Origin of the sequence: Methylophaga thalassica, assembly GCF_030159795.1 — a bacterium.
In the GTDB taxonomy this organism is placed as follows: Bacteria; Pseudomonadota; Gammaproteobacteria; order Nitrosococcales; family Methylophagaceae; genus Methylophaga; species Methylophaga thalassica.
In genome coordinates, this window is record NZ_BSND01000004.1 from 324,921 (window position 1) to 351,460 (window position 26,540).

At 44.0% G+C, this 26,540-nt stretch carries 23 protein-coding genes; 6 read left to right on the forward strand and 17 right to left on the reverse strand.

The window, feature by feature from the left end:
• Window positions 1-67: 67 nt before the first annotated feature.
• From lpdA to QQL60_RS06470, 7 genes are all read right to left on the reverse strand, one after another.
• Window positions 68-1,840 carry a dihydrolipoyl dehydrogenase gene (lpdA, locus tag QQL60_RS06440; protein WP_273180629.1) on the reverse strand — a complete coding sequence of 591 codons (1,773 nt, stop codon included), beginning with the start codon at window positions 1,838-1,840 and terminating at the stop codon, window positions 68-70.
• Window positions 1,837-3,162 (reverse strand): dihydrolipoyllysine-residue acetyltransferase, encoded by a 1,326-nt coding sequence (locus QQL60_RS06445; protein ID WP_284722794.1) that lies wholly within the window; start codon window positions 3,160-3,162, stop codon window positions 1,837-1,839. The genes lpdA and QQL60_RS06445 overlap by 4 nt, the downstream gene beginning before the upstream one ends.
• Window positions 3,163-3,165: 3 nt before the next feature.
• A complete protein-coding gene (gene aceE, locus QQL60_RS06450) occupies window positions 3,166-5,820 on the reverse strand; it encodes a pyruvate dehydrogenase (acetyl-transferring), homodimeric type (protein WP_007144898.1) in 2,655 nt (884 codons plus the stop codon).
• A 188-nt stretch (window positions 5,821-6,008) separates the two neighbouring features.
• A complete protein-coding gene (gene msrQ, locus QQL60_RS06455; protein WP_284451280.1) occupies window positions 6,009-6,656 on the reverse strand; it encodes a protein-methionine-sulfoxide reductase heme-binding subunit MsrQ in 648 nt (215 codons plus the stop codon).
• A complete protein-coding gene (gene msrP, locus QQL60_RS06460; protein ID WP_284722795.1) occupies window positions 6,625-7,584 on the reverse strand; it encodes a protein-methionine-sulfoxide reductase catalytic subunit MsrP in 960 nt (319 codons plus the stop codon). Before msrP ends, msrQ begins: the two co-directional genes overlap by 32 nt.
• Window positions 7,585-8,214, reverse strand: a complete 630-nt coding sequence (locus QQL60_RS06465) for an HvfX family Cu-binding RiPP maturation protein (protein WP_284722796.1) — start codon at window positions 8,212-8,214, stop codon at window positions 7,585-7,587.
• A 59-nt stretch (window positions 8,215-8,273) separates the two neighbouring features.
• Window positions 8,274-8,597, reverse strand: a complete 324-nt coding sequence (locus QQL60_RS06470) for an HvfA family oxazolone/thioamide-modified RiPP metallophore (protein ID WP_007144894.1) — start codon at window positions 8,595-8,597, stop codon at window positions 8,274-8,276.
• A gap of 95 nt (window positions 8,598-8,692) precedes the next feature.
• Between QQL60_RS06470 and QQL60_RS06475 the strand changes: the two genes are divergently transcribed.
• Entirely contained in the window at window positions 8,693-9,304 is a 612-nt protein-coding gene (locus QQL60_RS06475; RefSeq protein WP_007144893.1) for an RNA polymerase sigma factor, read from the forward strand.
• Window positions 9,305-9,308: 4 nt separating this feature from the next.
• Entirely contained in the window at window positions 9,309-9,551 is a 243-nt protein-coding gene (locus QQL60_RS06480) for an anti-sigma factor family protein (RefSeq protein ID WP_007144892.1), read from the forward strand.
• 19 nt (window positions 9,552-9,570) lie between these two features.
• On the opposite strand, the gene QQL60_RS06485 is transcribed toward QQL60_RS06480, so the two are convergent.
• The 8 genes from QQL60_RS06485 to QQL60_RS06520 form a co-directional block, all read right to left on the reverse strand.
• Window positions 9,571-9,828: a DUF1244 domain-containing protein gene (locus tag QQL60_RS06485; RefSeq protein ID WP_007144891.1), complete on the reverse strand. Its 258-nt coding sequence runs from the start codon at window positions 9,826-9,828 to the stop codon at window positions 9,571-9,573.
• The gene (locus tag QQL60_RS06490; RefSeq protein ID WP_284722797.1) at window positions 9,806-11,833 is read right to left on the reverse strand and encodes an ABC transporter ATP-binding protein; all 2,028 of its coding nucleotides are present in this window, start codon (window positions 11,831-11,833) and stop codon (window positions 9,806-9,808) included. The genes QQL60_RS06485 and QQL60_RS06490 overlap by 23 nt, the downstream gene beginning before the upstream one ends.
• Window positions 11,830-13,242: an ABC transporter permease gene (locus QQL60_RS06495; RefSeq protein ID WP_284722798.1), complete on the reverse strand. Its 1,413-nt coding sequence runs from the start codon at window positions 13,240-13,242 to the stop codon at window positions 11,830-11,832. Before QQL60_RS06495 ends, QQL60_RS06490 begins: the two co-directional genes overlap by 4 nt.
• A 13-nt stretch (window positions 13,243-13,255) precedes the next feature.
• A complete protein-coding gene (gene ispH, locus QQL60_RS06500) occupies window positions 13,256-14,215 on the reverse strand; it encodes a 4-hydroxy-3-methylbut-2-enyl diphosphate reductase (RefSeq protein ID WP_007144888.1) in 960 nt (319 codons plus the stop codon).
• The gene (gene pheA / locus QQL60_RS06505; RefSeq protein ID WP_007144887.1) at window positions 14,212-15,300 is read right to left on the reverse strand and encodes a prephenate dehydratase; all 1,089 of its coding nucleotides are present in this window, start codon (window positions 15,298-15,300) and stop codon (window positions 14,212-14,214) included. The genes ispH and pheA overlap by 4 nt, the downstream gene beginning before the upstream one ends.
• A 9-nt stretch (window positions 15,301-15,309) precedes the next feature.
• On the reverse strand, window positions 15,310-16,356 hold the full coding sequence (serC, locus tag QQL60_RS06510) for a 3-phosphoserine/phosphohydroxythreonine transaminase (RefSeq protein WP_007144886.1): 1,047 nt from the start codon (window positions 16,354-16,356) through the stop codon (window positions 15,310-15,312).
• A 35-nt stretch (window positions 16,357-16,391) separates the two neighbouring features.
• Window positions 16,392-18,983: a DNA gyrase subunit A gene (gene gyrA, locus QQL60_RS06515; RefSeq protein WP_007144885.1), complete on the reverse strand. Its 2,592-nt coding sequence runs from the start codon at window positions 18,981-18,983 to the stop codon at window positions 16,392-16,394.
• A 284-nt stretch (window positions 18,984-19,267) separates the two neighbouring features.
• Window positions 19,268-19,912, reverse strand: coding sequence for an ABC-type transport auxiliary lipoprotein family protein (locus QQL60_RS06520; protein ID WP_284451287.1), 645 nt, complete (start codon window positions 19,910-19,912; stop codon window positions 19,268-19,270).
• Window positions 19,913-20,010: 98 nt separating this feature from the next.
• On the opposite strand from QQL60_RS06520, the gene QQL60_RS06525 reads away from it, so the two are divergent.
• The 4 genes from QQL60_RS06525 (at window position 20,011) to QQL60_RS06540 (ending at window position 24,299) form a co-directional block, all read left to right on the forward strand.
• Complete coding sequence (locus tag QQL60_RS06525; protein WP_007144883.1) at window positions 20,011-20,526, forward strand: adenine phosphoribosyltransferase; 516 nt, start codon at window positions 20,011-20,013, stop codon at window positions 20,524-20,526.
• A gap of 4 nt (window positions 20,527-20,530) precedes the next feature.
• Window positions 20,531-21,376: a flagellar protein MotY gene (locus QQL60_RS06530; RefSeq protein WP_284451289.1), complete on the forward strand. Its 846-nt coding sequence runs from the start codon at window positions 20,531-20,533 to the stop codon at window positions 21,374-21,376.
• 76 nt (window positions 21,377-21,452) lie between these two features.
• Window positions 21,453-23,333: a cation:proton antiporter gene (locus QQL60_RS06535; RefSeq protein WP_007144881.1), complete on the forward strand. Its 1,881-nt coding sequence runs from the start codon at window positions 21,453-21,455 to the stop codon at window positions 23,331-23,333.
• Window positions 23,334-23,399: 66 nt separating this feature from the next.
• The gene (locus tag QQL60_RS06540; protein ID WP_284722799.1) at window positions 23,400-24,299 is read left to right on the forward strand and encodes a hypothetical protein; all 900 of its coding nucleotides are present in this window, start codon (window positions 23,400-23,402) and stop codon (window positions 24,297-24,299) included.
• Here the strand turns inward: QQL60_RS06540 and thiE are convergent.
• Window positions 24,274-25,749, reverse strand: coding sequence for a thiamine phosphate synthase (thiE, locus tag QQL60_RS06545; protein ID WP_284722800.1), 1,476 nt, complete (start codon window positions 25,747-25,749; stop codon window positions 24,274-24,276). The two genes, QQL60_RS06540 and thiE, sit on opposite strands and share 26 nt — an antisense overlap.
• The gene (locus QQL60_RS06550) at window positions 25,742-26,539 is read right to left on the reverse strand and encodes a thiazole synthase (protein ID WP_284722801.1); all 798 of its coding nucleotides are present in this window, start codon (window positions 26,537-26,539) and stop codon (window positions 25,742-25,744) included. The genes thiE and QQL60_RS06550 overlap by 8 nt, the downstream gene beginning before the upstream one ends.
• Window position 26,540: the final 1 nt, after the last annotated feature.

Below are 26,540 nucleotides of genomic sequence, written 5' to 3' on the forward strand. Positions count from 1 at the left end.
CGGGTATACCTGTGTAAAACACAGATATACCCCCATTAATTACTGGCTATAGCCAGTTTACACAGGCTTACTTAGAGTGCAATGTCTTGCGTGGAGGCATCAGATCGGTAATCGAACCTTCCGCCATTTCAGCAGCAAAACCTAGTGTTTCAGATAATGTTGGATGCGGGTGAATAGTCAGACCAATATCTTCTGCATCAGCGCCCATCTCTAAAGCTAAAACTGCTTCAGCAATTAATTCACCGGCATTGGGACCGACAATACCAGCACCAATCAAGCGGCCCGTTTCTTTTTCAAACAAGGCTTTTGTCAGACCTTCATCACGGCCAAGACTCAAGCTTCGACCGCTGGCTGCCCATGGGAAAGCTCCTTTGACGTAGTCGATACCTTGTTTTTTCGCTTCATCTTCACTCATACCCATCCATGCGACTTCCGGATCGGTGTAAGCAACAGAAGGAATCGTCATTGGTTCAAACACCGATTTCTGTCCAGCAATAACTTCAGCAGCAACTTTACCTTCATGAGTGGCTTTGTGTGCCAACATAGGCTGACCAACAATATCCCCTATGGCAAAAATATGAGGAACGTTAGTACGCATCTGGCCATCTGTTTCAATAAAGCCATGATCAGTCACTATAACACCCGCTGCTTCAGCATTAATCAGCTTACCGTTCGGTGAGCGTCCGACAGCAACCAGTATTTTGTCAAACATAGCTTGTTCAGGTGCCTCTTTACCTTCAAAGGTCACCAATAAACCGTCATCTTTCGGCTCAATATTACTGACTTTTGTGTTCAGGTAAATATTGTCGTATTTTTCCTGCACACGTTTGAGCAATGGTTTTACGATATCTTTATCTGCACCCGGAATCAGACTATCCTGCAATTCAACGACGGTGATCTTTGATCCTAAGGCATCATAGACAGTCGCCATTTCCAGTCCGATAATGCCACCGCCGATGACCAATAATTTCTCTGGTACATCTTCCAGTTCCAGTGCATCGGTCGAATCCATCATTCTTGGATCATCATTTGGAAACACCGGGATTTTAGTGACACGAGAACCGGCAGCAATAATGCAGTTATCAAACGAAATCGTTTTCTCGCCATCAGGACCTTCTACTTTCAAGGTGTTTGGACTGGTAAAGCTCCCCTCACCCTGAATGATCGTGACTTTGCGTGTTTTGGCTAAGGCTTTTAATCCCCCAGTCAGCTGATTAACAACACTGCTTTTCCATGATTCTAATTCACGAATATCAATCTGAGGTTTATTGAATTTAACCCCGTGATGCGACATTTCTTCAGCTTCATTAATAATCTGTGCAGTGTGTAACAGTGCTTTAGATGGAATACAACCGACGTTAAGACAAACACCACCAATACGTTCATGGCGCTCTACCATCACAACCTGTTTACCAAGGTCAGCAGCTCTGAACGCAGCAGTGTAGCCACCAGGACCGGAACCCAGCACTAATACCTCGGCATGTACATCAGCATCACCTTGCGGCGCCGCTGCGGGTGTCGGTGCCGTTTTTTCAGCTGCAGGTGCAGTAGCTTTAGTTTCCGTTGCTGGAGCTTTTGAATCCGTGTTTTCACCAGCTGGCTGTTCAGCTTCAAGCGTCAGAATGACATCACCTTTCGATACTTTGTCACCCACAGCCACTTTTAAGCTGACAATTTTACCTTTGGCCGTGCTTGGAATCTCCATCGCAGCCTTGTCTGACTCTAGCGTGATAATGTCCTGATTTTCTTCAACAACATCACCCTCACTAACCAGCACTTCAATGATTTCAACAGCATCAAAATCACCAATATCCGGGACTTTTACTTCTATTTCACTCATAGCAGCACCTTACGAATATCGGACAACATTTGGCTGAGCATCACGGTAAAGCGTGCACCTGCTGCACCATCAATAACACGATGGTCATACGATACAGATAATGGCAACATCAGTCGTGGAACAAACTCTTTTCCATTCCAAACCGGTTTCATTTGATGACGGCTGACACCCAAGATAGCAACCTCAGGTGCATTGACAATAGGTGTAAAGAATTGTCCACCAATACCACCAAGACTTGAAATAGAGAATGTGCCGCCCTGTAAATCTTTGGCTGTTAATGAACCTTCACGTGCACGGGCACTGATATCACCGAGCTCACCGGCTAATTCAAGGAAACCTTTTTTATCGACATCCTTGATTACTGGCACCATAAGGCCATTAGGTGTATCGACAGCCACACCCAGGTTGTAATAATTTTTCAGGATCAGACTTTCTTTGTCTTCACTAAGTGACGCGTTGAACTCAGGGAATTGTTTCAGACAGGCAACAACCGCTTTCATGATGAAAACTAAAGGTGTGAGGTTAACGCCTTTTTTCGCAGCCATTTCTTTATTTTCTTTACGGAAAGCATCTAACTCCGTAATGTCGGCTTCATCAAACTGAGTCACATGAGGAATATTCAGCCAGCATGCATGTAAATGTTTGCCAGAAATTCTCTTAATTCGAGATAACTCTTGTGTTTCAACATCACCAAACTGTTCGAAATTCACCACAGGTACTGATGGGATACCGCTACCTGTCTGAGCAGGTGCAGCTGCTGGTGCAGTCATGACCTGTTTCACATAGTTTTGAACATCTTCCTTGGTGATACGACCTTTAGGACCACTACCGGTTACAGAGGTTAAAACGACCCCTAAATCACGAGCAAAACGACGTACTGATGGTGAAGCATGTGCACGGCGAATGCCCGATTTATTATCAGGTGCATAAGGAATAGCTTCCGCTGGAGGCGTATTGGCTGCAGGACTTGCTTCAACCTTCGCTTCCGGTTTCGGCTGCGGATTTTCAGTAGGTGCAGCAGCTGGCTTTTCTGTTTTTTCTTCGGGTTTAGCTTCTTCTGCAGATGAAGCACCAGCACCTTCGGCCACTTCAAGCATAGCGATAACTGTGCCTTCGCTCACCTTATCACCAACGGCTACTTTCATTTCTTTGATGACGCCTGCTTGCGATGCTGGAATTTCCATCATCGCTTTATCAGACTCAACAGTAATGACTTCTTGGTTTTCATCGATGCTATCGCCAACAGCAACAAGCACTTCAATGATTTCGACTGCCTCAAAGTCACCAATATCAGGAACTTTTAACTCAATTAATTCTGCCATTATTTATGCCTTAACTGGGTTGATTGCATCAGCATTAATCTCATACTTCTTGATTGCATCAGCAACCACATCGTATTTGATCTGACCTTCATCGGCTAATGCATGCAGAGTTGCAACCACTACATGATAGCGGTCAACTTCGAAGAAGCTACGCAATGCTTCACGTGTATCACTACGGCCAAAACCATCTGTACCTAATACGGTATAGCTCGCTTTAACCCATGGACGAATTTGTTCTGCATATAAACGTACATAGTCTGTTGCTGCAACCACAACACCAGCTGCATCATCTAAGCATTCAGAAATATAGCTGCGTTTCTTCGGTGCAGTTGGGTTGAGGCGATTGTGACGTTCAACCTCTTGTCCATCACGAACCAATTCATTCATGCTGGTCGCGCTCCACACATCAGCAGAGACTTTCCAGTCTTTTTCCAGCAACTCCGCAGCCGCTTCCACTTCACGTAGAATCGTACCACTGCCCATAAGCTGTGCTTTAAGTTTGTGTTTACCGCCCGTTTTTAATTTATACAGACCTTTGATAATGCCCTCTTCGACACCTTCAGGCATATCAGGATGTTTGTAATTTTCATTCATCGCAGTGATGTAATAGAAGACATTTTCCTGCTTCTCATACATACGTTTCATACCATCATGAACGATAACCGCCATTTCGTAGGCATAGGTTGGGTCATAACTGATGCAGTTTGGAATGGCATTTGCCATCAACAGGTTGTGACCATCCTGGTGTTGTAAACCTTCACCATTGAGGGTCGTACGACCTGCAGTCCCCCCGATGAGGAAACCTTTAGCTTGAATATCACCCGCTAACCACCATAAATCACCTACACGCTGATAACCAAACATCGAGTAGTAGATATAGAACGGCACCATATTAACGTTGTAGTTACTGTAAGCCGTTGCAGCAGAAACCCATTCAGCCATTGAACCCGCTTCGTTAATGCCTTCTTCCAGAATCTGACCTTTGGTATCTTCACGGTACCACATGACTTTACCTGAATCTTCAGGCTCATAACGTTGACCAGAAGAGGAATAAATACCGACACTACGGAACAGACCTTCCATACCGAAGGTACGGGCTTCGTCTGGCACGATTGGCACAATATTCTTACCGATCTGTTTATCACGAATCAGTGCAGTTAAGACGCGAACAAACGCCATTGTGGTAGAAAGTTCACGATCACCGCTTGATTTCAGTACGGCATCAAACAGCTTTAATTCAGGAATTTTCAGTGCAGGTGCACTGTTATTACGTTTTGGTAAGAAACCACCCAACTCTTTACGACGTTCCAGTAAATATTTCTTCTCTGGGCTGTCATCTTTAAGCTTGATGAATGGGACTTTATCCACTTCTTCATCGGTTAAAGGAATATTGAAACGATCACGGAATCGTTTCATTTGTTCGATTTCCAGTTTCTTCTGTTGGTGTGTGGTGTTTTGGCCTTCACCGGCTTCACCCATACCGTAACCTTTTACGGTTTTAGCAAGGATAACTGTCGGTTGGCCTACATGGTCTACAGCTCGCTTATAAGCAGCGTAGATCTTTCTTGGATCATGACCACCACGACTCAAATGCCAGATATCCTCATCCGTCATGTCAGAAACCATTTCTAACAACTCAGGATATTTGCCAAAGAAGTGTTTACGAACGTAAGCACCATCTTTCGCTTTATAGTTCTGGTATTCACCATCAACCACTTCTTCCATACGTTTCAGTAGCAGGCCATTGGTGTCACGAGCTAGTAACTGATCCCAGCCACTACCCCATAAGACTTTAATGACATTCCAGCCAGCGCCACGGAATAAGGCTTCTAATTCTTGTATGATTTTACCGTTACCGCGAACAGGACCATCCAGACGCTGTAAGTTACAGTTAACTACATAGATAAGGTTATCCAGCTTCTCACGACCCGCAAGAGTGATCGCACCTAGTGATTCCGGCTCATCCATTTCACCATCGCCCAGATAAGCCCAGACATGACGGCCTTCTGTTTTAACGATATCGCGATGCTGCATGTATTTCATGAAGCGTGCTTGATAGATCGCGAGGATCGGACCTAAGCCCATTGACACGGTTGGGAACTGCCAATAATCAGGCATCAACCAAGGGTGTGGGTAAGAGGACAGACCTTTACCGTTTACTTCGAAACGGAAATTTTCTAATTGTTCTTCGGTCAGTCTGCCTTCAAGGAATGAACGAGCATAGATACCAGGTGATGAGTGGCCTTGAACAAAAACCATATCTGCACCGTTGCCATATTCATCACCTTTAAAGAAGTGGTTAAAGCCCACATCGTAAAGGGTGGCTGCTGATGAAAAGCTAGCAATATGACCACCGACAGAGCCGGGTTTCATATTAGCTTTCACTACCATCGCCATAGCATTCCAGCGAATATAAGATCTCAGCTTGTGTTCCATCGCCTGGTCACCAGGGATGCGTTCTTGCTGATCAACAGGGATGGTGTTGACGTATGCAGTGTTAGCGCTATACGGGAGATTGATCCCGGTGCGACGAGCCATATCAATGAGCTTCTCAATGATAAAGTGCGCTTTTTCCTCACCACCGGCCTCAATTACAGACTCAAGGGCATCAAGCCATTCTTGAGTTTCCTGTGGATCGTGATCGACAAAATCAGTCATAAATACCTTCTCAAATCATAACGCGATGAATAACAGCGGAACATTGTAACAGTTTTTGTTTGAATTCATGACTCAAACCACTATATACAATGCCACTTGACACAGAATTTAAACAGAAACTTGTTTACTGACTTATGGTTAGTTCACACCACGACTTCACGGTGTTGCTTATCAGTTTGCGAAAAAATTCAGCGGCTGACCAGCTTTTTTTTATTCAATGAATGAAATAATCTGATGGAGAAGAGAAATGATAGAAGAATCATATAAATGATCGGTTCACGGATATCCGCTTTCACCAACATAAGAAAATGCACGCAGGATAAAGTCGCTATTACATAGGTCAAGCGATGTAACCGTTTCCAACGCTTGCCACCAAGTCGTTTCATCATTTTGTTGGTTGATGTCATCACCAGAGGCAACAAAAGTATAAAGCTGATAAACCCTACGGTAATGAAAGGCCTTTTAAGGATATCCTTCCAGATATCCTGAATATCAAATAGCTGATCCAAGCCGAGATATAACAGCATATGCACGCTGGCATAAAAAAATGCATATAAGCCCAGCATACGCCGATATTTTACAATCGCAGTTAATCCGGTATACCAACGAATAGGCGACACCAACAGAGTAATTAATAAAAAACGTAAGGCCCATAAACCAGAACTTCTGGTTAAGGTTTCCACAGGATTTGCTCCGAGGTTATCCGTCAAAAGTCCCCAGACAAGATAAATGAGAGGCAGCAGACAAACAATAAACAACAACGTCTTTACGACATTTGCTTTGGTATTCGCTGACAATCGTTGTTCAGAAATAACGTTTAAGATCCATGCCTGCATATAAGTCTGCCACCTGTTCACCATAGCCGTTAAACATTAAAGTTTTACGTTTCAGAAACTCCCCTATGCGACGCTCTTTTGCCTGACTCCAGCGAGGGTGATCGACATCAGGATTAACATTCGAATAAAAACCATACTCTCTGGCGTTAGCTTTCATCCATGCGGTCTGAGGCATCTCTTCAACAAAGCGAATACGCACAATTGACTTTATGCCTTTAAAGCCATATTTCCATGGCACAACGAGTCGTATTGGCGCCCCATTTTGACCCAATAACTCTTTGCCATAGAGACCAACGGAAAGTAAAGTCAAAGGATTCATCGCTTCATCAATACGCAAACCTTCAACATAAGGCCAGTCAAGCACAGCACGCCGTTGCCCAGGCATTTGTTTAGGGTCATACAAGGTAGTGAATTCAACAAACTTCGCCTTGGAGTTTGGCTGGGCTTTTTTTAATAAGTCTGCAAGAGGGAAACCAATCCACGGAATGACCATTGACCAGCCTTCAACACAGCGCATTCGGTAGATACGTTCTTCTAACGTGAACGGTTTTATCAGGTCCTCATAATCGTATGTGCCGGGTTTATCACATTCACCATCAATGACTACTTTCCAGGGTTGAGATCTATCTGGAAAAGCAGTGGCGTTGATTGCAGGGTCCTGCTTTGATGTACCAAATTCATAAAAATTATTATAGGTGGTGATGGACTCAAAATCGGTTTTTTCTTCATCGGTGGAAAATGGACTTTTACTCACGTCAACGAAGGGCTTCGGTTGTTCAGTCACATCGGCTAATGCCATTGTCGGCAGTGCACCAGCCAACCCCACCGCCAGACTTGTACCAAGAAACTGTCGACGGTTTTGATAGACCTCATAATCGGTGACTTCAGATTCAGCTATTTCCCAAGATTTTTGTTTTTTATAAAACATTTACTTACCCTCCCCACTTTGCTGACAACGTCTGTTCAGCCAGTAATCGACACTCAAATAGTTTCCTGCCCCGATAAAAAATAGAACGAGCAACATGAGAAAATAGGTTGCCGCAAACTCAATGCCATTATTCAGTACAACGAAATTGCCATGTTGCGTTAACCAGTCATAATGACCATATTCCTGCAAAATTTCTTTTGCCTTATGTAAGCGCTCTATAGCTTCATTGACATCAGCAGAAGCAAAAGGACTCATTGTGTCGTGAATTGCTTGCCAGCCATTTTTCCAGTGGACAGTGACCATAGCGACGATCATCGTAATCATTAGCGGAATAGACACTAAGCGGACTCCCAGACCTAGAACCAGAAAAATGGCACCAAAATATTCAGCCCCCCAGGCTAGATACGCCATGAGCTCTGGAAAAGGTAAACCCAACCCCCAGTCCGGGTTAGCAAACCAGGCAATCGTATTATTCAGAGAGCTATCAGCATCAAACGGATTCCATTTGTTGTTGGCAGCTACCCAAAAAACAGGCGCTAGATATAGTCGCAACAAAACGGGTGCAATAAAATCCAAAGCACGGGTTTTATTCAACTGATAAAAGACTGTTTGATAAAGACGACAAAACATGAGGTTCTCCTAAAGAAAATAAGGGCTCAATGAGCCCTTATTTGACCTTTCAGCGTACTTTATTTATTACCACCACAGCTTGCTTCATGGGCTTTTTTCTCAGCGCCACATTTTGCTTCTTCGGCTTTTTTCTCTGCACCGCATTTACCTTCTTCAGCTTTTTTCTCAGCGCCGCATTTAGCTTCTTCAGCTTTTTTCTCAGCACCACATTTCGCTTCACCACATTTACCTTCTTCAGCATGGTGTTCAGCAAGCTGCATATAGCCACTCGACAATTCGGTCGACGCAAATGGGTTATTACCTGCACTGGCCATTGATGGTGCCATCGCTAAACCTGCTGCAAATGATGCAATAGCGATTGATGATTTATTTAATGTTGCCATGATGATTACTTCCTTCTATTGTTGTTAAAATTCCAACGGGCTTTCATCCCGTCTTGCATAGTAGACGAGCCTCACAAAGGATTGTTACAAACAAAATGAAAAAAAAAGTGAAGCTGAGTCCCGCCGATGAGCAAAGCTTAATTAAACAACTTATCAATGGCGATGCGAAAGCGTTTGACTATGTCGTATCTCAATACCACGGGCTGATGTTAACCGTAGCAAGAGCTATTGTTGGAGAGGCATTTGCTGATGAAATTGTTCAGGATGCCTGGTTATCTGCTATCAAAGCATTACCTAACTTTGAGGGTCGCTCAAGCCTGAAAACCTGGTTATTACAAATCACCAGCAACGGCGCTAAAACCCGCTTTAAACGCGAGCAACGTCAAGTTTCGCTTGATGACGGCTGGGAGTCTGTTTCACACGACAAATTTGATGAACGTGGACATCGCTTAGATGACGTCCTACCCTGGGATGAAGACACGCCAGACGCTTTGTTAGAAAATGAACAACTACGAATTATTATAGAAACAAGCTTCCGCCAGTTACCCGCCAATCAGCGCGCTATGTTAACTATGTATGATATGGAAGGACTAGACATGTCAGAAATTTGTAACATTCTTGATATTAGTTCGTCTAATGCTAGAGTGCTTTTACACCGGGCACGGACTACATTGCATCACAAAATTGAAGAGTACCGAGGACTATAAGCAGATGTTTCAATGTAAAGATGTAGCAGAAGAAGCCAGCAACTATCTTGAAGGAGATCTGCCTTTGAGAAAACGTATCGGTTTGTTTTTACATTTGGTTATCTGTAGCTGCTGCCGTAATTATTTACAGCAGATTCGTCAGACGATTAATACCATTGCCACTATTCATCCGACAGAAGAACATCAAACGGATACAAAAGCATTAGCAGAAAAGCTGCGAGCTCTGTCTGATTCAGAATCGAGATGAGCTCACAGGGTTTAAATACTTACTGTTTTGGTCCTGTCTGATACTTGTCCTTCCATTCACTGTAAGGCATTCCATAGACATACTCACGTGCTTGCTCGTAATCCATTTCGATTTGTTTTTCTTCGGCTGCAGCTAAATACCATTTTGATAAACAGTTACGACAGAAGCCTGCCAAATTCATTAAATCAATATTCTGAACATCAGTATTTTCTCGTAAATGTTCAAGTAAACGTCTGAATGCGGCTGCTTCCAGTTCAGTTTGTGTTTGTTGATCCATAATTTTCCTCAAATAAAAAACATTTCACATTATGTGTTGGACTCAGTAATGTCGTGTCAGGGTATTGCTCTAAACACACGGGCATCACATGTGGACAGCGTTGATGAAAGTGGCAGCCTTTTGGTGGATTGGCTGGTGAAGGAAGTTCACCTTCCAGTTTTTGTTTACTCAGATGAGTGTCTGCCGCAATTTTAGGTACTGCGGCAAGCAATGCTTGGGTGTAGGGATGTTTTGGGCTATTTAACACTTCCTCACGAGTACCCTGCTCAACAATTCTCCCCAAGTACATAACCGCAACACGATGAGCTAAATAGTCGACCACACTAATATTATGCGTAATAAATAAGAAAGATAGGCCGAACTCATGTTGAATATCACGCAGTAAATTTAAAATCTGTGCCTGTACGGATACATCTAATGCACTGGTGGGCTCATCACAAATAATTAAATCAGGCTCAGCAGCCAATGCCCGGGCAATACAAATACGCTGGCGTTGTCCACCGGAAAATTCGTGTGGATAGCGGTGTTTTATATCTGCGCGTAAACCTACCCGCGTTAATAATTCATCCACTTTTGCCTCTTGGCTGGCTGAGTCTTTCATCTTCGATGTCAGCATCCCTTCTCTAATGACATGACTAATAGTCATTCGCGGATTCATCGAAGCAAAGGGATCCTGAAAAATAATTTGCATGGATGCACGAACTGAACGTAAAGCGCGATTCGATAAGCGATTCAGTTTTTGTCCCTGGAAAATAACATTGCCTGAAGTCACCGGGACAAGCTGTAAAATCCCTTTACCCACCGTTGTTTTACCGCAGCCTGATTCGCCCACCAGAGCAAGTGTCTCAGCTGAACGCAGCTCTAAAGTAATATCATCAACAGCCTTAACCGATCCTATCGTGCGTTGAAAAAGCCCTTTTTTGATAGGAAAGTGCACTTTTAATTGACTGACCTGTAAAATAGCGTTTTTCGCTGGAACAACTTCAGATAATCGCGAGCTAAATACCTGCTTTTGAGATTGAATATGCTCAGCATCAATACCTGGATCATACAAATGACAACGTACACCGTGATCGTTATTGTTAATCCAGCGAGGTTCAGCGTCTTCACAATGCTGCCAGGCTAAGTCACAACGCTCAGCAAAGCGACAAGCTTTAAACTGTCGGTTCAATGCTGGCACACTGCCTTTGATAACTGTCAGCTTTTCTTGACGTTTCTGTTCAGAAGGTAAGGCCTCAAACAGTTTCTGTGTATACGGATGTTGGGTATTATTAAAAAATTGCTCTCGGCTGGCCGACTCAACAATCTGTCCGGCATACATTACTGCGACATGATCCGCCATTTGTGCAACAACCCCCAGATCATGGGTGATTAATAAAATAGCCATTCCCGTCTTTTGTTGAATCTCTTTTAACAAGTCGAGAATTTGCGCCTGAATGGTGACATCCAAGGCGGTAGTCGGCTCATCAGCAATCAGTAATTCAGGTTCGCCTGCCAAGGCCATGGCAATCATCACGCGTTGTTTCATACCGCCTGATAGTTGATGGGGATAAGCATTTATTCGTTCAGTAGGATCAGGAATACCGACTGCGTGAAGTAATTCGAGTGTTCGCGTATAGATCGCTTTTTTATCCAGCTTGAAGTGCCATTCAAACACCTCAGCAATCTGTTGTCCCACTGTCAGCACCGGATTCAATGAACTCTGTGGTTCCTGAAATATCATAGCAACCCGACGGCCACGAATTTTTTCCATTTCTGCTTCAGATAAAGACAGAATTTCCTCTCCGGCTAAGCTGACTTCGCCTGAAACAATATGACTTGCTGGGTATGGGTTCAGCCTTAAAAGTGATAAGGCTGTCATCGATTTTCCACAACCAGACTCACCTAGTAAGGCAAAGGTCTGGCCTTTTTCAATACAGAAGTCGATGCCATCTACCGCTCGGTAGGGCTCGCTATTATCACCAAACCAGGTTCTTAAACCTCTCACTTCCAATAGCGTGCTCATCTTGCCTCCTGCATTCTGGGATCGAAGGCATCACGAACAACATCAGCGAATAAATTAGCTGCCAGAACCAGCACAAACATAGAAATGAACGCTGCAGTTAAAGACCACCAAACCACGGGTTCCCGAGCCATTTCAAGCCGTGCACTATTGATCATATTGCCCCAGCTAATCATCGAAGGATCCACACCAACACCGACATAGGACAACACCGCTTCGGCCAGAACCAAACCACTAAAGTCGAGTACAACCGCAATAAGTACCAAATGCATCAGATTAGGCAGAATATGTTTATGTAAAATACTAAAACTGCCTGCACCCAACGCACGTGAAGCCATCACATATTCCGCTTCCCGTAACTTCAGGGTTTCAGCCCTCAGAATTCGACATAACCCCGTCCAACTGGTCATCCCCAAAATAATACATAAAAACAAAAGCCTGATATCTGCACGCTCAGCAATCGTTTTAAAATTCTCAGGATGATTATTCATGTAAACCTGCAGAATCAAAACGGCTGCAGCAATCAACAAAACACCGGGGATCGAATTTAAGGTTGTATAGATATACTGAATAACATCGTCTATCCAGCCTCTAAAATAACCTGCCGCAATACCCAACATAATCGCCATCGGCAGCATAACCAGGGTGGTTAAGGTACCAATCACTAAACCTGTACGAACACTTTTCAGGGATTGATATAACACATCCTGCCCCACCTTATCGGTGCCGAATACGTGATAATTTTGACTGAGGAAAGCGAGATTGAGGACAACAAAAAGAAGACAAAAAGCAGTGAAATAGAAAGTATAGAGTGGATAGTGAGATTGATTAAGAAAGATACGTTTAAACTGGCGAGGGAACTGATTCGGCTTAGCTCGCGAGGCAACAGCCACATGACAAATATACATCAGAAACAGTAACAACAAGCTCAGCAGACTGGCTTTTAAAACCGTTTGGTAAATATCTGCTTTTTTATCCCCTGCTTGAGCAAGATGTGCTGCGCCGTATTTCAGTTTTGGGTAATCATATTTAAGCGAGCCGTCATTCATTGTCTGTATTTCTTTAACAAACAGTCGATCTGAAAACGGCGCGGAATAGGTTTTTTCCATTTGCTGTTTAAGTGGTAAAACCAACCAATCAAATACACTCAACACTTCTGAGGAATAGTATGTTTGTTGTGAAGGTTCTGTAGATTCCATGGCGGGGCGATAATGCAAAGAATCCAGTAGTCCGATAACCACGTAGCAGGACAGAATCATCACGGAGATCATAGCCCGTTTTCGCATTATTACTGATTTCCAAGGCGCAGACAGATGAGGACGTCTTCTTATATAGATGACTGCTGCCACAATTATTGTGAGGAGCAAGAAGATTAAAATGTCTGTCCAAAGAAATACGGGCAAAAACGACATGGTCAGCCTTGTTTTATTTTTTCAGACTTGATGTATCAATCTTTAGTTCTCTGGGTAATGAGAACTCAATGTTCTCTTTTAAACCGTCATCTTCGTATGACGAATCAACACCTAAGTCACGTAGTTTTTCAACGACTTGATTGACTAATATCTCTGGTGCTGAAGCACCAGCAGTCAGACCAATTCGATTTTTGTTTTCAAGCCATTGTGGATCTATTTGCTCTGCATTGTCTATTAAATATGCTGGCGTCCCCAATTTCTCTGATAATTCACGCAAGCGATTGGAGTTAGAACTATTCACGGAGCCTACTACTAATACCAGGTCACATTCATTCGCCAGTTTTTTTACAGCATCCTGTCTGTTTTGGGTGGCATAACAAATATCATCTTTGCTTGGGCCAATAATGTCGGGAAAATGCTCACGTAATGCATCAATTACCACGGATGTGTCATCAACAGAAAGGGTTGTTTGGGTAACAAAGGCCAATCGCTGTGGATTTTTCACTTTGAGTTTAGCGACATCTTCTGGAGATTCGACTAAATACATTCCACCTTCTGTCGAAGTATATTGCCCCATTGTGCCTTCCACTTCTGGATGTCCGGCATGCCCAATCAGAATACATTCCATATTCTGTTTCTCATAGCGAGAGACTTCCATATGTACTTTAGTCACTAATGGACAAGTGGCATCGAATACTTTTAAGTCTCTTTTGCGGCCTTCGCTCTGAACTTTTTTAGATACACCATGTGCACTGAAAATCAGCGTATTTCCATCAGGTACTTCGTCAACTTCTTCAACGAAAATAGCGCCTTTATCTCGTAGTCCGTCAACAACAAAGCGATTGTGAACTACCTCATGGCGTACATAAACGGGCGCACCAAACAATTCCAGTGCACGTTCAACAATATCGATAGCACGATCAACACCCGCACAAAAACCTCGTGGATTCGCCAAAATGAGTTCTTTACTCATAAAACTGCCTTTGGATAAGAACCTAATATACGAAACATAGAAGACTCGTTTTCTAATAGAGAGAGTGCAGATGCGACAGCCGGTTCGTGAATGTGCCCTTCAATATCGATAAAAAACACATATTCCCAAATCCCCTTTCTGGATGGTCTGGACTCAATTCTGGTCATACTGATACTGTTATCAGCCAGCGGTTTTAACAAGGTTTGTAAAGCACCAGGTTTGTTTTTTGTTGCAACCAATAACGCGGTTTTGTCCACACCAGATGGGCCAACATTTTGTGTGCCAATCACTAAAAAGCGCGTAGTGTTATCCACTTCATCTTCAATATTCCTGGCTAAGATGGATAAGCCATAAATATCAGCTGCCCGATTGGCCGCAATGGCTGCACTGTTTTGAGGTTCTGCTGCGACACGTTTAGCGGCTTCGGAATTACTGTTAAGCGGAACCAATTCCGCTTGCGGAAGCTGTTCCATCAACCATTGTCGGCACTGCGCTATGGCTTGTGGATGTGCATAGACTTTGCTGATATCTTCCAGGTTTTTCTCTTTACTTAACAAATAATGATGAATACGAAGGGTCACCTCACCATTAATTTTCAAAGGCGACGAGATAAACCGATCTAAGGTATGCGAAACCATACCTTCCGTTGAGTTTTCTACAGGAACAACACCGTAACAAGCATGTGATGTCTCAACGGCATGGAAAACATCAGCAATCGTAGTCATCGGATGTAGCTCAACACTACCACCAAACTGCTTTTGTGCTGCCGCTTGAGTAAAAGAGCCTTCCGGACCGAGATACGCAACCTGCAAAGGTTTTTCTGCAGCCAGACAGGCGGACATAATTTCACGAAATAATCGTGCCACTTCTGCAGATGCCAGAGGCCCTTGATTTCGCTCCATCACTGTTCTGAGCACCATCGCTTCACGCTCAGGACGATAAAAGTCAGCCTGCTCACCACTATCCATTTTTATTCGAGCCACTTCTTGCGCCATCGCGGCTCTGTCATTCAACAGTTGTTGAATTTTTAAATCGATATCATCAATTTTTTGACGAATATTGGCTAAGGCTTCTTTTTCATTCATTGGCAGCAGTTACCCGTTTTTACGCTCAAACTCATTCATAAAATTGATAAGTGCATCAACACCATCTTCTGGCATCGCATTATAAATGCTGGCTCGCATGCCACCTAAATCACGATGGCCTTTGAGTGTTAATAAATTCTGTTCAGCAGCTTGCTGAAGGAATTGTTTATCAAGCTTATCATCAGCCAGCGTAAACGGTACATTCATCCAAGAACGATAACGAATATCAACCGGATTACTATAAAAATCACTGCCATCAATGGCGGCATAAAGCTTGGCTGCTTTGCGTTGATTTAACTCTGCCATGGCCTCTAACCCACCTTGTTGTTTTAGCCAGTCAAAGACCAAGCCAGCCAGATACCAACTATAGGTGGCAGGTGTATTAAACATCGATCCATTATCGGCATGGGTTTTATAGTTCAGCATGGTCGGTGTACCCGGCAATACATCACCTAGTAAGTCCTTACGGATAATGACGATACATAAGCCTGCAGGACCGATATTTTTCTGAGCACCGGCGTAAATCATGCCGAATTTAGATACATCAATCGGACGAGACAAAATCGTCGAGGATAAATCGGCTACAAGTGGAATATCACCTACATCCGGGATGTCAGCAAACTCAAGGCCATGAATGGTTTCATTGGGCGTGTAATGCACATAAGCAGCATCGTTTGATAATGACCATTGTTCAGGGTCAGCAATCGTAGTGAAATGGTTTGCCGTAGAGTCTGTAACAATATTCACCTGACAAAATTGTTTAGCTTCCGCTATGGCTTTTGTAGACCAAGCGCCGGTATTGAGATAATCAGCCGTTTTTTTGCCGCGGAGCAAATTCATCGGAATCATAGGGAATTGAAGTGATGCACCGCCTTGTAAAAACAGCACGGCATAATCATCAGAAATACCCATTAATTCACGCAGATCGGCTTCTGCTTTTTCAGCGATTTTTGTATATTCCGGTCCGCGATGGCTCATTTCCATCACCGACATACCGGTCCCATTCCAATCAAGCATTTCCTGCTGTGCTTTTTGCATGACAGCATCAGGCAACATCGCAGGACCAGCACTAAAGTTATACGCTCTCAAATTTATTCTTCTATCGTTTCGTCAGTATCATCAGCATTGTCGATCGCTAAATCGACATCTTCGTCTTCATCTTCGATAACACGTTCAAGACCAACTAGTTTCTCACCATTACTGAGATTAATTAATCTGACACCCTGTGTGTTACGGCCAACCAAAGAAACATCCTTAACCGGAGTTCTCACTAGCGTGCCACCGTTGGTAATCAGCATAATCTGATTCTCATCACATACTTGCACCGCGCCCACAACGTTACCGTTACGCGCCGACGTTTGAATTGAGATAATGCCTTGTCCACCACGACCCTGAACACGGTATTCAGCAAGATTAGTACGTTTACCGTAACCAAACTCTGTCGCTGTTAAGATAGCGCCCTCTTCTTCAGCAATAATCAGAGAAATAATTTTCTCATCTTCCGCTATGCGCATACCGCGGACACCACGCGAAACACGCCCCATGGAGCGAACATCTGTTTCAGCAAAACGGATAACTTTACCGGTATTGCTGAATAACATGACATCAGAATGACCATCGGTAACCGCCACATCAATTAGCTGGTCGCCTTCTTTCAGGTCAACCGCAATAATACCGTTAGCCCGAGGACGGGAGTAATCGACTAATGGCGTTTTCTTGACCGTACCAGAGGCCGTTGCCATAAAGATGAACTTATCGGCTTCAAATTCACGAATCGGCAATACCGCATTAATTTTTTCACCTTCTTCTAATGGCAATAGATTAATGATAGGTTTGCCTCGCGAGGCACGGCTACCCTGAGGTAGTTCATACACTTTTTTCCAGTAGACCTTACCGGCGCTAGAGAAACATAAAAGTGTATCGTGTGTGTTAGCAATAAACAGATGTTCGATAAAGTCTTCATCTTTCATTGCTGTTGCTGCTTTGCCTTTACCACCGCGTTTTTGTGCCTGATAGGTATCAAGCTGCTGTGTTTTGGCATAGCCAGCATGTGACAACGTTACCACCATTTCTTCTTCGGTAATCAAATCTTCCAGTGTTAAATCAAGATGATTTGCCAGAATTTCTGTACGACGTTCATCACCGTATTCTGCATTGATCGCCACTAACTCTTCACGAATCACCGCCATCAAATTATCTGGGTCGCTCAAAATCGCTAATAATTCAGCAATCACATCCAGAACTTCACGGTACTCTTGCAGAATTTTGTCTTGTTCCAGACCTGTCAGACGATGCAAACGCATATCAAGAATAGCTTGTGCCTGCACCGGAGACAGATAATAAAGATTATCAACTAAGCCAAATTCATCTGCTAAGTCTTCCGGACGAGATGCCGCTGCGCCTGCCGCACCCAGCATTTCCAGAATCATGCCTGATGCCCAGCCCTTAGACACTAAAGCTTCTTTCGCCTCAGCCGGGTTTGGAGAAGCTTTAATCAGTTCGATAACTTCATCAATATTGGCTAAGGCTGTCGCTAAACCTTCTAATACATGAGCACGTTCACGTGCTTTTCTTAGATCATAAATCGAACGACGTGTTACGACCTCTCTACGATGGCGAATAAAGGCATCTAAAATTTCTTTCAGATTTAACGTACGCGGCTGACCATCAACAATCGCCACCATGTTGATACCAAATACCGTTTGCATCTGCGTTTGCTGATACAAATTATTCAGTACAACTTCAGGCACTTCGCCGCGTTTCAGTACAATCACCATACGCATACCGTCTTTATCAGACTCATCACGTAAGGCAGAAATACCCTCTATTTTTTTATCTTTAACAAGCTCAGCAATTTTTTCTAACAAGCGTGCTTTATTGACCTGATACGGCAGTTCTTTAACAACAATACTCTGCTGACCAGTGGCTTCATTCGTTTCGATGTCGGCGCGGGCGCGGATGTGAACACGGCCACGGCCTGTTTGGTAGGCTTCTGCAATACCACGTGCACCATTGATAATGCCAGATGTTGGGAAGTCAGGTCCTGGCACATATTCCATTAATTCATGTGTAGTGACATCAGGATTATCAATAATCGCGATACAGGCATTAAGGATTTCAGTAAGGTTATGTGGCGGAATATTGGTTGCCATACCCACCGCAATACCTGATGATCCATTAACTAATAAAGCAGGGATTTTTGTAGGTAATACCGCAGGTTCAGATTCTGACTCATCATAGTTAGGGACAAAATCTACCGTTTCTTTTTCAAGATCGGCCAACATTTCATGAGCGATTTTAGCCATGCGTACTTCGGTGTAACGCATCGCAGCAGGCGGATCACCATCAACCGAACCAAAGTTACCCTGACCGTCAACCAGCATATAACGCATAGAGAACGGCTGAGCCATACGTACCATCGTGTCATATACGGCAGTATCACCATGAGGGTGATATTTACCAATAACATCACCGACGATACGAGCAGACTTTTTATATGGGCTGTTCCAGCTATTACCCAGTTCTCTCATCGCATACAGAACACGACGATGTACAGGTTTTAAACCATCACGAACATCAGGTAGCGCCCGTCCCACGATAACGCTCATAGCGTAATCGAGGTACGACTGCTTCATCTCGGTTTCGATACCTATCGAATCCAGTTCTAAGGCAATTTCACTCATTTATTGACCGTCCAAATAAAGCATAAGACTACATACCAGCCTGCTCACGAAATTTCATTAAACAGAGGTGTAGCGTAGTCAGTTCTACATACATGGTTTATCAACCAGTCTCAAAAGACGAAACCAGCCGAAAGAATTCCAGATATAACTTCACAAATTTCAGCAACTTGCACAGGCACTACCGGAAACAGACATTTACCCCAAATGCAGGGCCACTGCGTCTAAACCACCAAACCTGTTATCCTACCACTAAAGCCCATATCCTGCACGCTAAACTCAAGATGCTACCTAGCATCTACTTTTGAAAAATATGCGCTTAAATCCTGCTCTAAAGTCGTTAGAAGTTCTTCAGTTCCCTGTTTCCAGCCTGTAACAACATTACTCGGTGTCGCTTGTTCGATATCCACATCAACACGTAAGCCTGTTTGAAACAGTAATTTCTCAGGGTTATCCGCTGCTGTCATGAAAAATTGCATCTCAATAACAGATTGAGGTGAATAAGCCGGCCGTTTTTCACCATAAAAAGCCGTTACTGCAGCGTCCATAGTGAAATCAGCAGGCACAGAGTCATCAGTGACCACTTTGCTGAATTGACCGCTCTTCTGTAACCAGCGTTTAAGAATATTGGTAAACATCACTTCCGGATCCACCAGAAACTGATGGGGATCAACGGCCTTATATTCATTTTCTCCAACACGGAAGATCAGAGTTTTACTTTTAAAATGTGGGACAACACGTACCGGATTAAGTCGCAATACACGATTGCTAGGAAAGTCAGCAGCCACATCAGGCCGTTCAACGTCCAACACATAATAACGTGGTGTCATATCCACTTCTTTCTCACCGCCGCCCCAGCTAAAACAAGAACTAAGCAGCAGAGATGTCGATAAAATAAAAACAGAAAAAAACAGTCGGGAATATAAAGTCAAAATGGTTCCTTTTGTAGTTAATTCGTTTGTCATTAAAAAGCGGACGATTACTGCCGATATAATAGACGCTGATCGCCAATTCGCTCAATGAGATTATTATGCAAAAGCTGAAAGCTAAAATCAGAGACATCCCAGACTTCCCTTCACCAGGCATTGTATTCAAGGATATTACGCCATTGGTACAAGACCCGCTGCTGCTCAAGGAATGTATTGAAGAATTAATCCGTCCGTTTAAGCAAGAATCCATTACCGCGGTGGCGGGAATGGAAGCAAGAGGATTTATTTTTGGTTCTCTGGCGGCCTGGGAGCTAGGTGTTGGCTTTATTCCTCTGCGTAAGCCAGGTAAATTACCTTATGATGTTCAGCGTATCGACTATGCACTTGAGTATGGCACAGCATCATTAGAAGCCCACATCGACGCGATTAGTGCCGGTGACAGAATTTTAGTGATTGACGATGTGCTGGCTACTGGTGGAACGGCTCGGGCAAGCTGCGAATTAATCGAACATCTGGGTGGCGAAGTAGTCGCCTGTGCCTTTGTTATGGAACTTGGTTTTTTACAAGGCCGTAACAATTTAACGTCTTACCCTATACACACGCTAATAAGTTACTAAAATCATGTTGAAATTGATTATTGCCTCGCTGTTGTTTACCAGTTCTGTTTATGCCGAAGAGTTTCAGGCTCCGGTCACAGATACCAATTGGAACGTTATTGAGTCACCACTTGAGTGTTCGCTCATGCAAACCATACCCAGCTTTGGTCAGGCAGGTTTTTATCGTCGTAATGGTCAGGCATTACAACTAAAATTTATCACTGACAGCCTTTCAGCCGAACAAGACACCGTACTGTTAGAAATGTCTGCAGCGCCCTGGCAAAACACAGAGCAATACGACACATTAGCCACCTTGCCGACCATATCCGGTCAACGCGAATTTATTTTTGACGGAGTATTAGCACAACAAGCACTGGCAAAAATGCAGGATGGCCGTTTCCCGATCATCCGTTATCAATCTCAATCTTATAATGGCGATACCACGGTGAAGTTATCCACGGTGAAGTTCAATGATTCCTTACCCGCATTTCAACAGTGTTTAAGCAATCTATATCCAGATAGCTTTGATGAAATCAGAAAACTCACCGTTTATTTTGAATCAGAAAAAGCTAATCTGGACAAAGCCTCTATAAATGCGCTCACACGGGTAGCTGAGTATGTAAAAGTGGATGACAGTGTGAATCAAATCATCATCACCAGTCATACCGACAGCTTTGGTCGTAAACGCTTAAATGTGCCGTTATCAGAAGCACGGGCTAAAACCATTCGTGACTTTTTTGTTAGCAAATATGAAGTTCCAGCAGAGAAAATCGTACTGCGTTCCTTTGTTGATCATGATCCCGCTGCAACGAATAAAACCCCAAAAGGACGAGCCTATAATCGCCGGGCTGAAATTGAATTAGTCAGGTAAAAGTCTTTTCGACAAAGCTAATTAGTGTCACCATTACATACCGTTTATTACTGCTCCATTGAGCTAAAGGAAGAGAATGAATCAAGAAGCAGTCATGGCACTGTCAGTTATTGGAATTATCGCCATCGTATGTCAGTGGCTGGCCTGGTGGATTAAATTACCCGCCATCGTTCTGCTATTAATCGCAGGTATTATTCTTGGTCCGGTAACCGGCTGGTTAGACCCTGAAGGCTTATTTGGTGACTTACTATTCCCTACAGTGTCTCTGGCCGTTGCTGTCATTCTGTTTGAAGGAAGTTTGACACTTAAATTTGAAGAAATACGCGGTTTACAAAAAGTTGTTCGTAATATTTTAACTCTTGGTGTGCTCATCACCTGGTCCGCCATCGCGGTTGCCACACATATTCTGTTGGATTTCCCCTGGGCTCTGGCCATTTTATTTGGTGCCATTATGGTGGTAACCGGTCCTACCGTTATCGTCCCCATGCTGAGAACCGTTCGGCCAAATGCCAAAATTTCGAATGTGTTGCGTTGGGAAGGTATTGTTATTGATCCACTCGGTGCCATTCTTGCCGTTTTGGTGTTCGAAGTGCTTTTATCCATACAACTTCAAGGACATGCAGAAGTTGGTCATACCCTTTATATGTTCGCTAAAACCATTGCTGTGGGTTTGGTAATTGGTGCGACGGCAGGTTATGGTTTTGGTCTGTTACTGCGCCGACATTTATTACCTGAATACTTGCACAATGTGGCGGCTCTGGCACTAGTCTTTGGCACCTTTGCCGTATCGAACGAAATTTCGGAAGAATCGGGTTTGCTTACCGTTACCGTGCTCGGTATCTGGTTGGCCAATATGAAAAACGTGCAAGTTGAAAACATCCTCGACTTTAAAGAAGATCTGAGTATCTTTCTGATTTCCGGCTTATTTATCTTACTTGCTGCACGCCTTAACCTTGACTCATTTACCCAGCTTGGTCTGGGTGCGGTCATCCTGTTCTTATTTATTCAGTTTGTCGTACGTCCAGTGAAAGTGTTTCTCTGCTCGATTGGTTCAGACTTAACATGGCAAGAAAAAGCGATGATCAGTTGGATTGGGCCACGCGGTATTGTTGCCGCAGCGGTGACTGCATTATTTGCTCTTCGTTTACAGGACATTGGTTACGATAAGGCCGACCTGCTAGTACCGTTATCGTTTGCCATTATTATCGGTACCGTTCTTGTACAAGGTGCTACCGCTAAATTTATTGCAAAACGTCTGGGTGTTGCCGAACCTGATGACAGTGGTTTTCTTATTGTTGGTGCTAATTCAGTTGCCCGTGTGGTGGCTCAGGCATTAAACGATAATGGCTTTAGAACCCGTCTCACCGATGGTAGCTGGAGCAATGTCAAAGAAGCCCGTATGAAAGGCATGGATACTTACTATGGTAATGCGGTGTCTGAACATGCTGACCGTCACCTGGATCTTATTGGACTGGGCCAAATACTGGCACTAACGCCACAGAGCGAACTCAATGCACTGGCGTGTATGCGCTATAAATCGGAATTTGGCAGTAACCGCGTTTACTTTTTATCAACTGATAAAGAAAAAGATAAAGAACGCAGCATCGTCAAATCGCGAAAAGCTATCAGTCATGACTCGCATGTGCTCTTCGGCAATGAAATTACCTATGCCAAAATGGCCAGCCTGATTTCAAAAGGCGCCAAAATAAAACAAACCAAGTTGACTGAAAACTTTAGTTTTGCCGATTACTTGCGTGAACATGGTCGCCGCGTCACACCATTGTTTGCATTTAACCCCCGCAAACGTCTGCGCTTTTTTACCGCTGCAGAATCATTGCAACCAGAAATGGGCTGGACCATTGTCGCTCTGGTGCAAGATGAAGGCGATCTGACCCCAGCTGAAATGAGTGGACCTGAAGTCGATGGCAGTCTTGATGAAAATCGTTTGCCTTCATAACAAAAGATTTCATGATCAAAGCCGATATATCAACTAGGAATAAATGGTTGAGGTAGATGCAACACCATGGCTGAAGACAATAACGACATTATCGAAGAGGCGACTGATGAAAGCCCTAGTCCCGAACCGGAGCAAAGGTCAGAGCGCGATAACGATAGTAAAGACAAAGGCGATAGCAAACAGAAGCCAAAATTACTTGGCCTATCGACATCGCTACTGATAAAAATCGGGATTGGTCTGGCAGCTTTATCGCTCATCGGTGGTTTAGCGGCTTTTTTTCTGATGGGTTCAAATGATACTGCTGAGGAAGCCGATCCTATGCTCATTGAAGACGGTGATGCCGTTTCGGAGTCAGATGTTACAGATCCTGTCTCTGCAGATAACGAGGAAGAAACAGCCTTACCTCCCGTTGATATCGATATGGAAAGTGACGAAGAAGAAAGTGTCACACTTCCCACCGTGGTAAAAAAACAAACCGATGAAAATGGCAATATTATCCCATCGGATAACCTGATCGATCCTCTGCCAGATGTCGATAATTCAATGGCGGCCACAGATACAGCGCCCGAGTCAGCTCCGACAGTCAATGATACATCAACGGGAACCGATGCCTCGCCCACTAACAGCTCAGGAACAAATACAGCAAGTACAGATACAACTTCGCCGGACAAATTGCTAAAAGAAGTCATGGCATTACAGCAGCAATTGAATAAACAACAATCGACAAACCAGGAGCTGATTAAACAAATCCAACAATTGTCGAATGAAAATAAACATCTCAAAAATGAAGATCTGACAGCCAGTGACTATGTTGCTCCTGAGACACCCTCATTTACTGATGATAAGCAAGCCGAGTCCAGCGGCGATAAACTTATTCAGTATCAGGAATACCGCTACAGTCAGCAGCATAAACTGGATATCGGACCACAGTGGGGAGAGGTTAAACCTGATCTGGGTAAGAACTGATCTCTTGCCACAAATCCAATAATTGTCGCGTGACTTTTTTGTAATCATTCGCTTGCGTAATAGCTGTAATCATCGCGACCGAGCCGACGCCAGTGGCCTTGAGTTGCTCTGCTCGTTCAAGGGTAATGCCGCCGATAGCCACAACTGGATAGTGACTTTTTAATAAATCGACCCATTGTTGTAAGCGCTCTATGCCCTGAGGAGAAAACGGCATCTGCTTACTGGTAGTTTCATAAATGGGCCCCAAAGCAATATAGCTTGGATTCACGGCAAGAGCTCGAGCAAGCTCCCAATAAGAGTGCGTAGAAATACCCAATCTCAGTCCTGCCTCAGCCAATGTTTTTAAATTGGCATCATGCAGATCTTCCTGCCCCAGGTGCACACCATAGGCACCCAATTCGATCGCTGTTTGCCAATGGTCATTGACAAAAAACCGTACCGATTTATCGTTTAAATAAGCTAGAGCAGATACGATTTGTTGTTTTGTCGACTCATCATCCAAATCTTTTACCCGCAGTTGTATGGTATTAATCCCCTCATCAATAAGCTTTTCCACCCAATCTGCTTTATCTACCACCGGATAAATACCTAATTCCGGGCAATTGGGGAAATTAAAGGTCTGCCCAATCAGTTCAGGCTGATAACAAAGCTTAGGAAAATCCACTAAGGCAATATCTTGCTGACTATGACTGATGACCTGATACGGCCCAGCCTTTGCTGAAAGCCGTATGCCACGACTCACATAAGCCTTGGCAAGCACAACGGCATCACGTATGTCTTGTCCACAGGCAAGCTGTGAGGCCAATGCAGAGGCTAATACACAACCTGTGCCACGAACCTGGCTTACTGTTTTATCGTTATAAAGATAAAAATCCGCTAACTCAGATGAAAAATAATCTATTGCTAAGGCGCTCTCAGCATGTCCTCCTTTAATCAAACACGCTGACACACCTTTTTGACGTAATGATTTCGCCCCGTCTTCCACACTGAGATTCGTTCGTGTCAACGCCGCCAACTCAGGCAGGTTAGGTGTGACTATGGTCACTAAGGGAATAATCTCATCACGGATGAACGCTTTCACCTCATCAGGTACGGTCACACCACCACTGGTACTCGCAAGCACCGGATCTAAAATGACTGGCCCGCTAAAATCCAACAGCATTTCTTTGATGTATTGTGCTGTGATGATATGTGGAATCAGCCCGATCTTTATCGCTTTGATATCAAAATCGTTAATACAGTTTTCATACTGCGCCATCATCTTTGATGGACTCACCAGACCCAACTCTGTCAGCCCTTGTGAACTCTGCTCCGTTAACGCAGTGATTAATGGCAAAGGGTGACAACCGTGATTCTGCACCGTCATGATATCAGCGCTAATGCCAGCACAACCTTGCGGATCCAACCCTCCGATTAAAAGCACGGCAGGCTTTTGAACAGGATTATCCATGTTGTTGCCAGATTGGCTGATCTAAGGTCGGTGTACTGGGTTTGGCGTTATCACGTTTAGGCATCACCCCTGCTTCATAGGCCAAACGCCCCGCATTAATGGCATCCGCAAAAGCATAAGCCATTTTCTCTGGCTCCAGTGCTTCGGCAATTGCGGTATTGAGTAAAATTCCGTCATAACCTAACTCCAGTGCCTGAACAGCATCAGAGGGTTTGCCTATCCCCGCATCAACCAATAATGTGATGTCTGGCAAACGTTCACGAAGTGTCTTTAAGGCATAAGGGTTGAGCAATCCCTGCCCGCTACCAATAGGTGCTCCCCACGGCATCAAAACTTCACAGCCTAGATCCACCAGCTTCTGACATAACACCAGATCATCTGTGCAATAAGGAAACACTTTAAAGCCATCTTCAATCAATATTTTAGTGGCTTCAACCAAGGCAAACGGATCGGGTTGTAAGTTGTAACTGTCTCCCAATACTTCTAGTTTGACCCAGTCGGTATCAAATAACTCTCTGGCCATATATGCGGTGTTAACGGCTTCTTTTACACTGTAGCAACCTGCAGTATTCGGTAATAGGTGGCAGTTTAGCGACTCTATCATTTGCCAGAACTGGCCACCGCTTTGTTTATCTGCGGATGTTTGTCGTCGCAATGACACGGTAATCACTTCCGCCTTTGACGCTCTGATGGCGTCCACCATCACTTTCGGCGAAGGATAGAGTGCAGTCCCAATAAAGAGTCGACTACTCAGCGTTTGCCCATACACTTGCCAATTGGATGCTTTCATC

Coding starts and splice junctions, on each gene's coding strand:
- lpdA (WP_273180629.1), bottom strand. CDS start 1,840: ATGAGTGAAATAGAAGTAAAAGTCCCGGATATTGGTGATTTTGATGCT.
- QQL60_RS06445 (WP_284722794.1), bottom strand. CDS start 3,162: ATGGCAGAATTAATTGAGTTAAAAGTTCCTGATATTGGTGACTTTGAG.
- aceE (WP_007144898.1), bottom strand. CDS start 5,820: ATGACTGATTTTGTCGATCACGATCCACAGGAAACTCAAGAATGGCTT.
- msrQ (WP_284451280.1), bottom strand. CDS start 6,656: ATGCAGGCATGGATCTTAAACGTTATTTCTGAACAACGATTGTCAGCG.
- msrP (WP_284722795.1), bottom strand. CDS start 7,584: ATGTTTTATAAAAAACAAAAATCTTGGGAAATAGCTGAATCTGAAGTC.
- QQL60_RS06465 (WP_284722796.1), bottom strand. CDS start 8,214: ATGTTTTGTCGTCTTTATCAAACAGTCTTTTATCAGTTGAATAAAACC.
- QQL60_RS06470 (WP_007144894.1), bottom strand. CDS start 8,597: ATGGCAACATTAAATAAATCATCAATCGCTATTGCATCATTTGCAGCA.
- QQL60_RS06475 (WP_007144893.1), top strand. CDS start 8,693: ATGAAAAAAAAAGTGAAGCTGAGTCCCGCCGATGAGCAAAGCTTAATT.
- QQL60_RS06480 (WP_007144892.1), top strand. CDS start 9,309: ATGTTTCAATGTAAAGATGTAGCAGAAGAAGCCAGCAACTATCTTGAA.
- QQL60_RS06485 (WP_007144891.1), bottom strand. CDS start 9,828: ATGGATCAACAAACACAAACTGAACTGGAAGCAGCCGCATTCAGACGT.
- QQL60_RS06490 (WP_284722797.1), bottom strand. CDS start 11,833: ATGAGCACGCTATTGGAAGTGAGAGGTTTAAGAACCTGGTTTGGTGAT.
- QQL60_RS06495 (WP_284722798.1), bottom strand. CDS start 13,242: ATGTCGTTTTTGCCCGTATTTCTTTGGACAGACATTTTAATCTTCTTG.
- ispH (WP_007144888.1), bottom strand. CDS start 14,215: ATGAGTAAAGAACTCATTTTGGCGAATCCACGAGGTTTTTGTGCGGGT.
- pheA (WP_007144887.1), bottom strand. CDS start 15,300: ATGAATGAAAAAGAAGCCTTAGCCAATATTCGTCAAAAAATTGATGAT.
- serC (WP_007144886.1), bottom strand. CDS start 16,356: ATGTTGCCTGATGCTGTCATGCAAAAAGCACAGCAGGAAATGCTTGAT.
- gyrA (WP_007144885.1), bottom strand. CDS start 18,983: ATGAGTGAAATTGCCTTAGAACTGGATTCGATAGGTATCGAAACCGAG.
- QQL60_RS06525 (WP_007144883.1), top strand. CDS start 20,011: ATGCAAAAGCTGAAAGCTAAAATCAGAGACATCCCAGACTTCCCTTCA.
- QQL60_RS06530 (WP_284451289.1), top strand. CDS start 20,531: ATGTTGAAATTGATTATTGCCTCGCTGTTGTTTACCAGTTCTGTTTAT.
- QQL60_RS06535 (WP_007144881.1), top strand. CDS start 21,453: ATGAATCAAGAAGCAGTCATGGCACTGTCAGTTATTGGAATTATCGCC.
- QQL60_RS06540 (WP_284722799.1), top strand. CDS start 23,400: ATGGCTGAAGACAATAACGACATTATCGAAGAGGCGACTGATGAAAGC.
- thiE (WP_284722800.1), bottom strand. CDS start 25,749: ATGGATAATCCTGTTCAAAAGCCTGCCGTGCTTTTAATCGGAGGGTTG.
- QQL60_RS06550 (WP_284722801.1), bottom strand. CDS start 26,539: ATGAAAGCATCCAATTGGCAAGTGTATGGGCAAACGCTGAGTAGTCGA.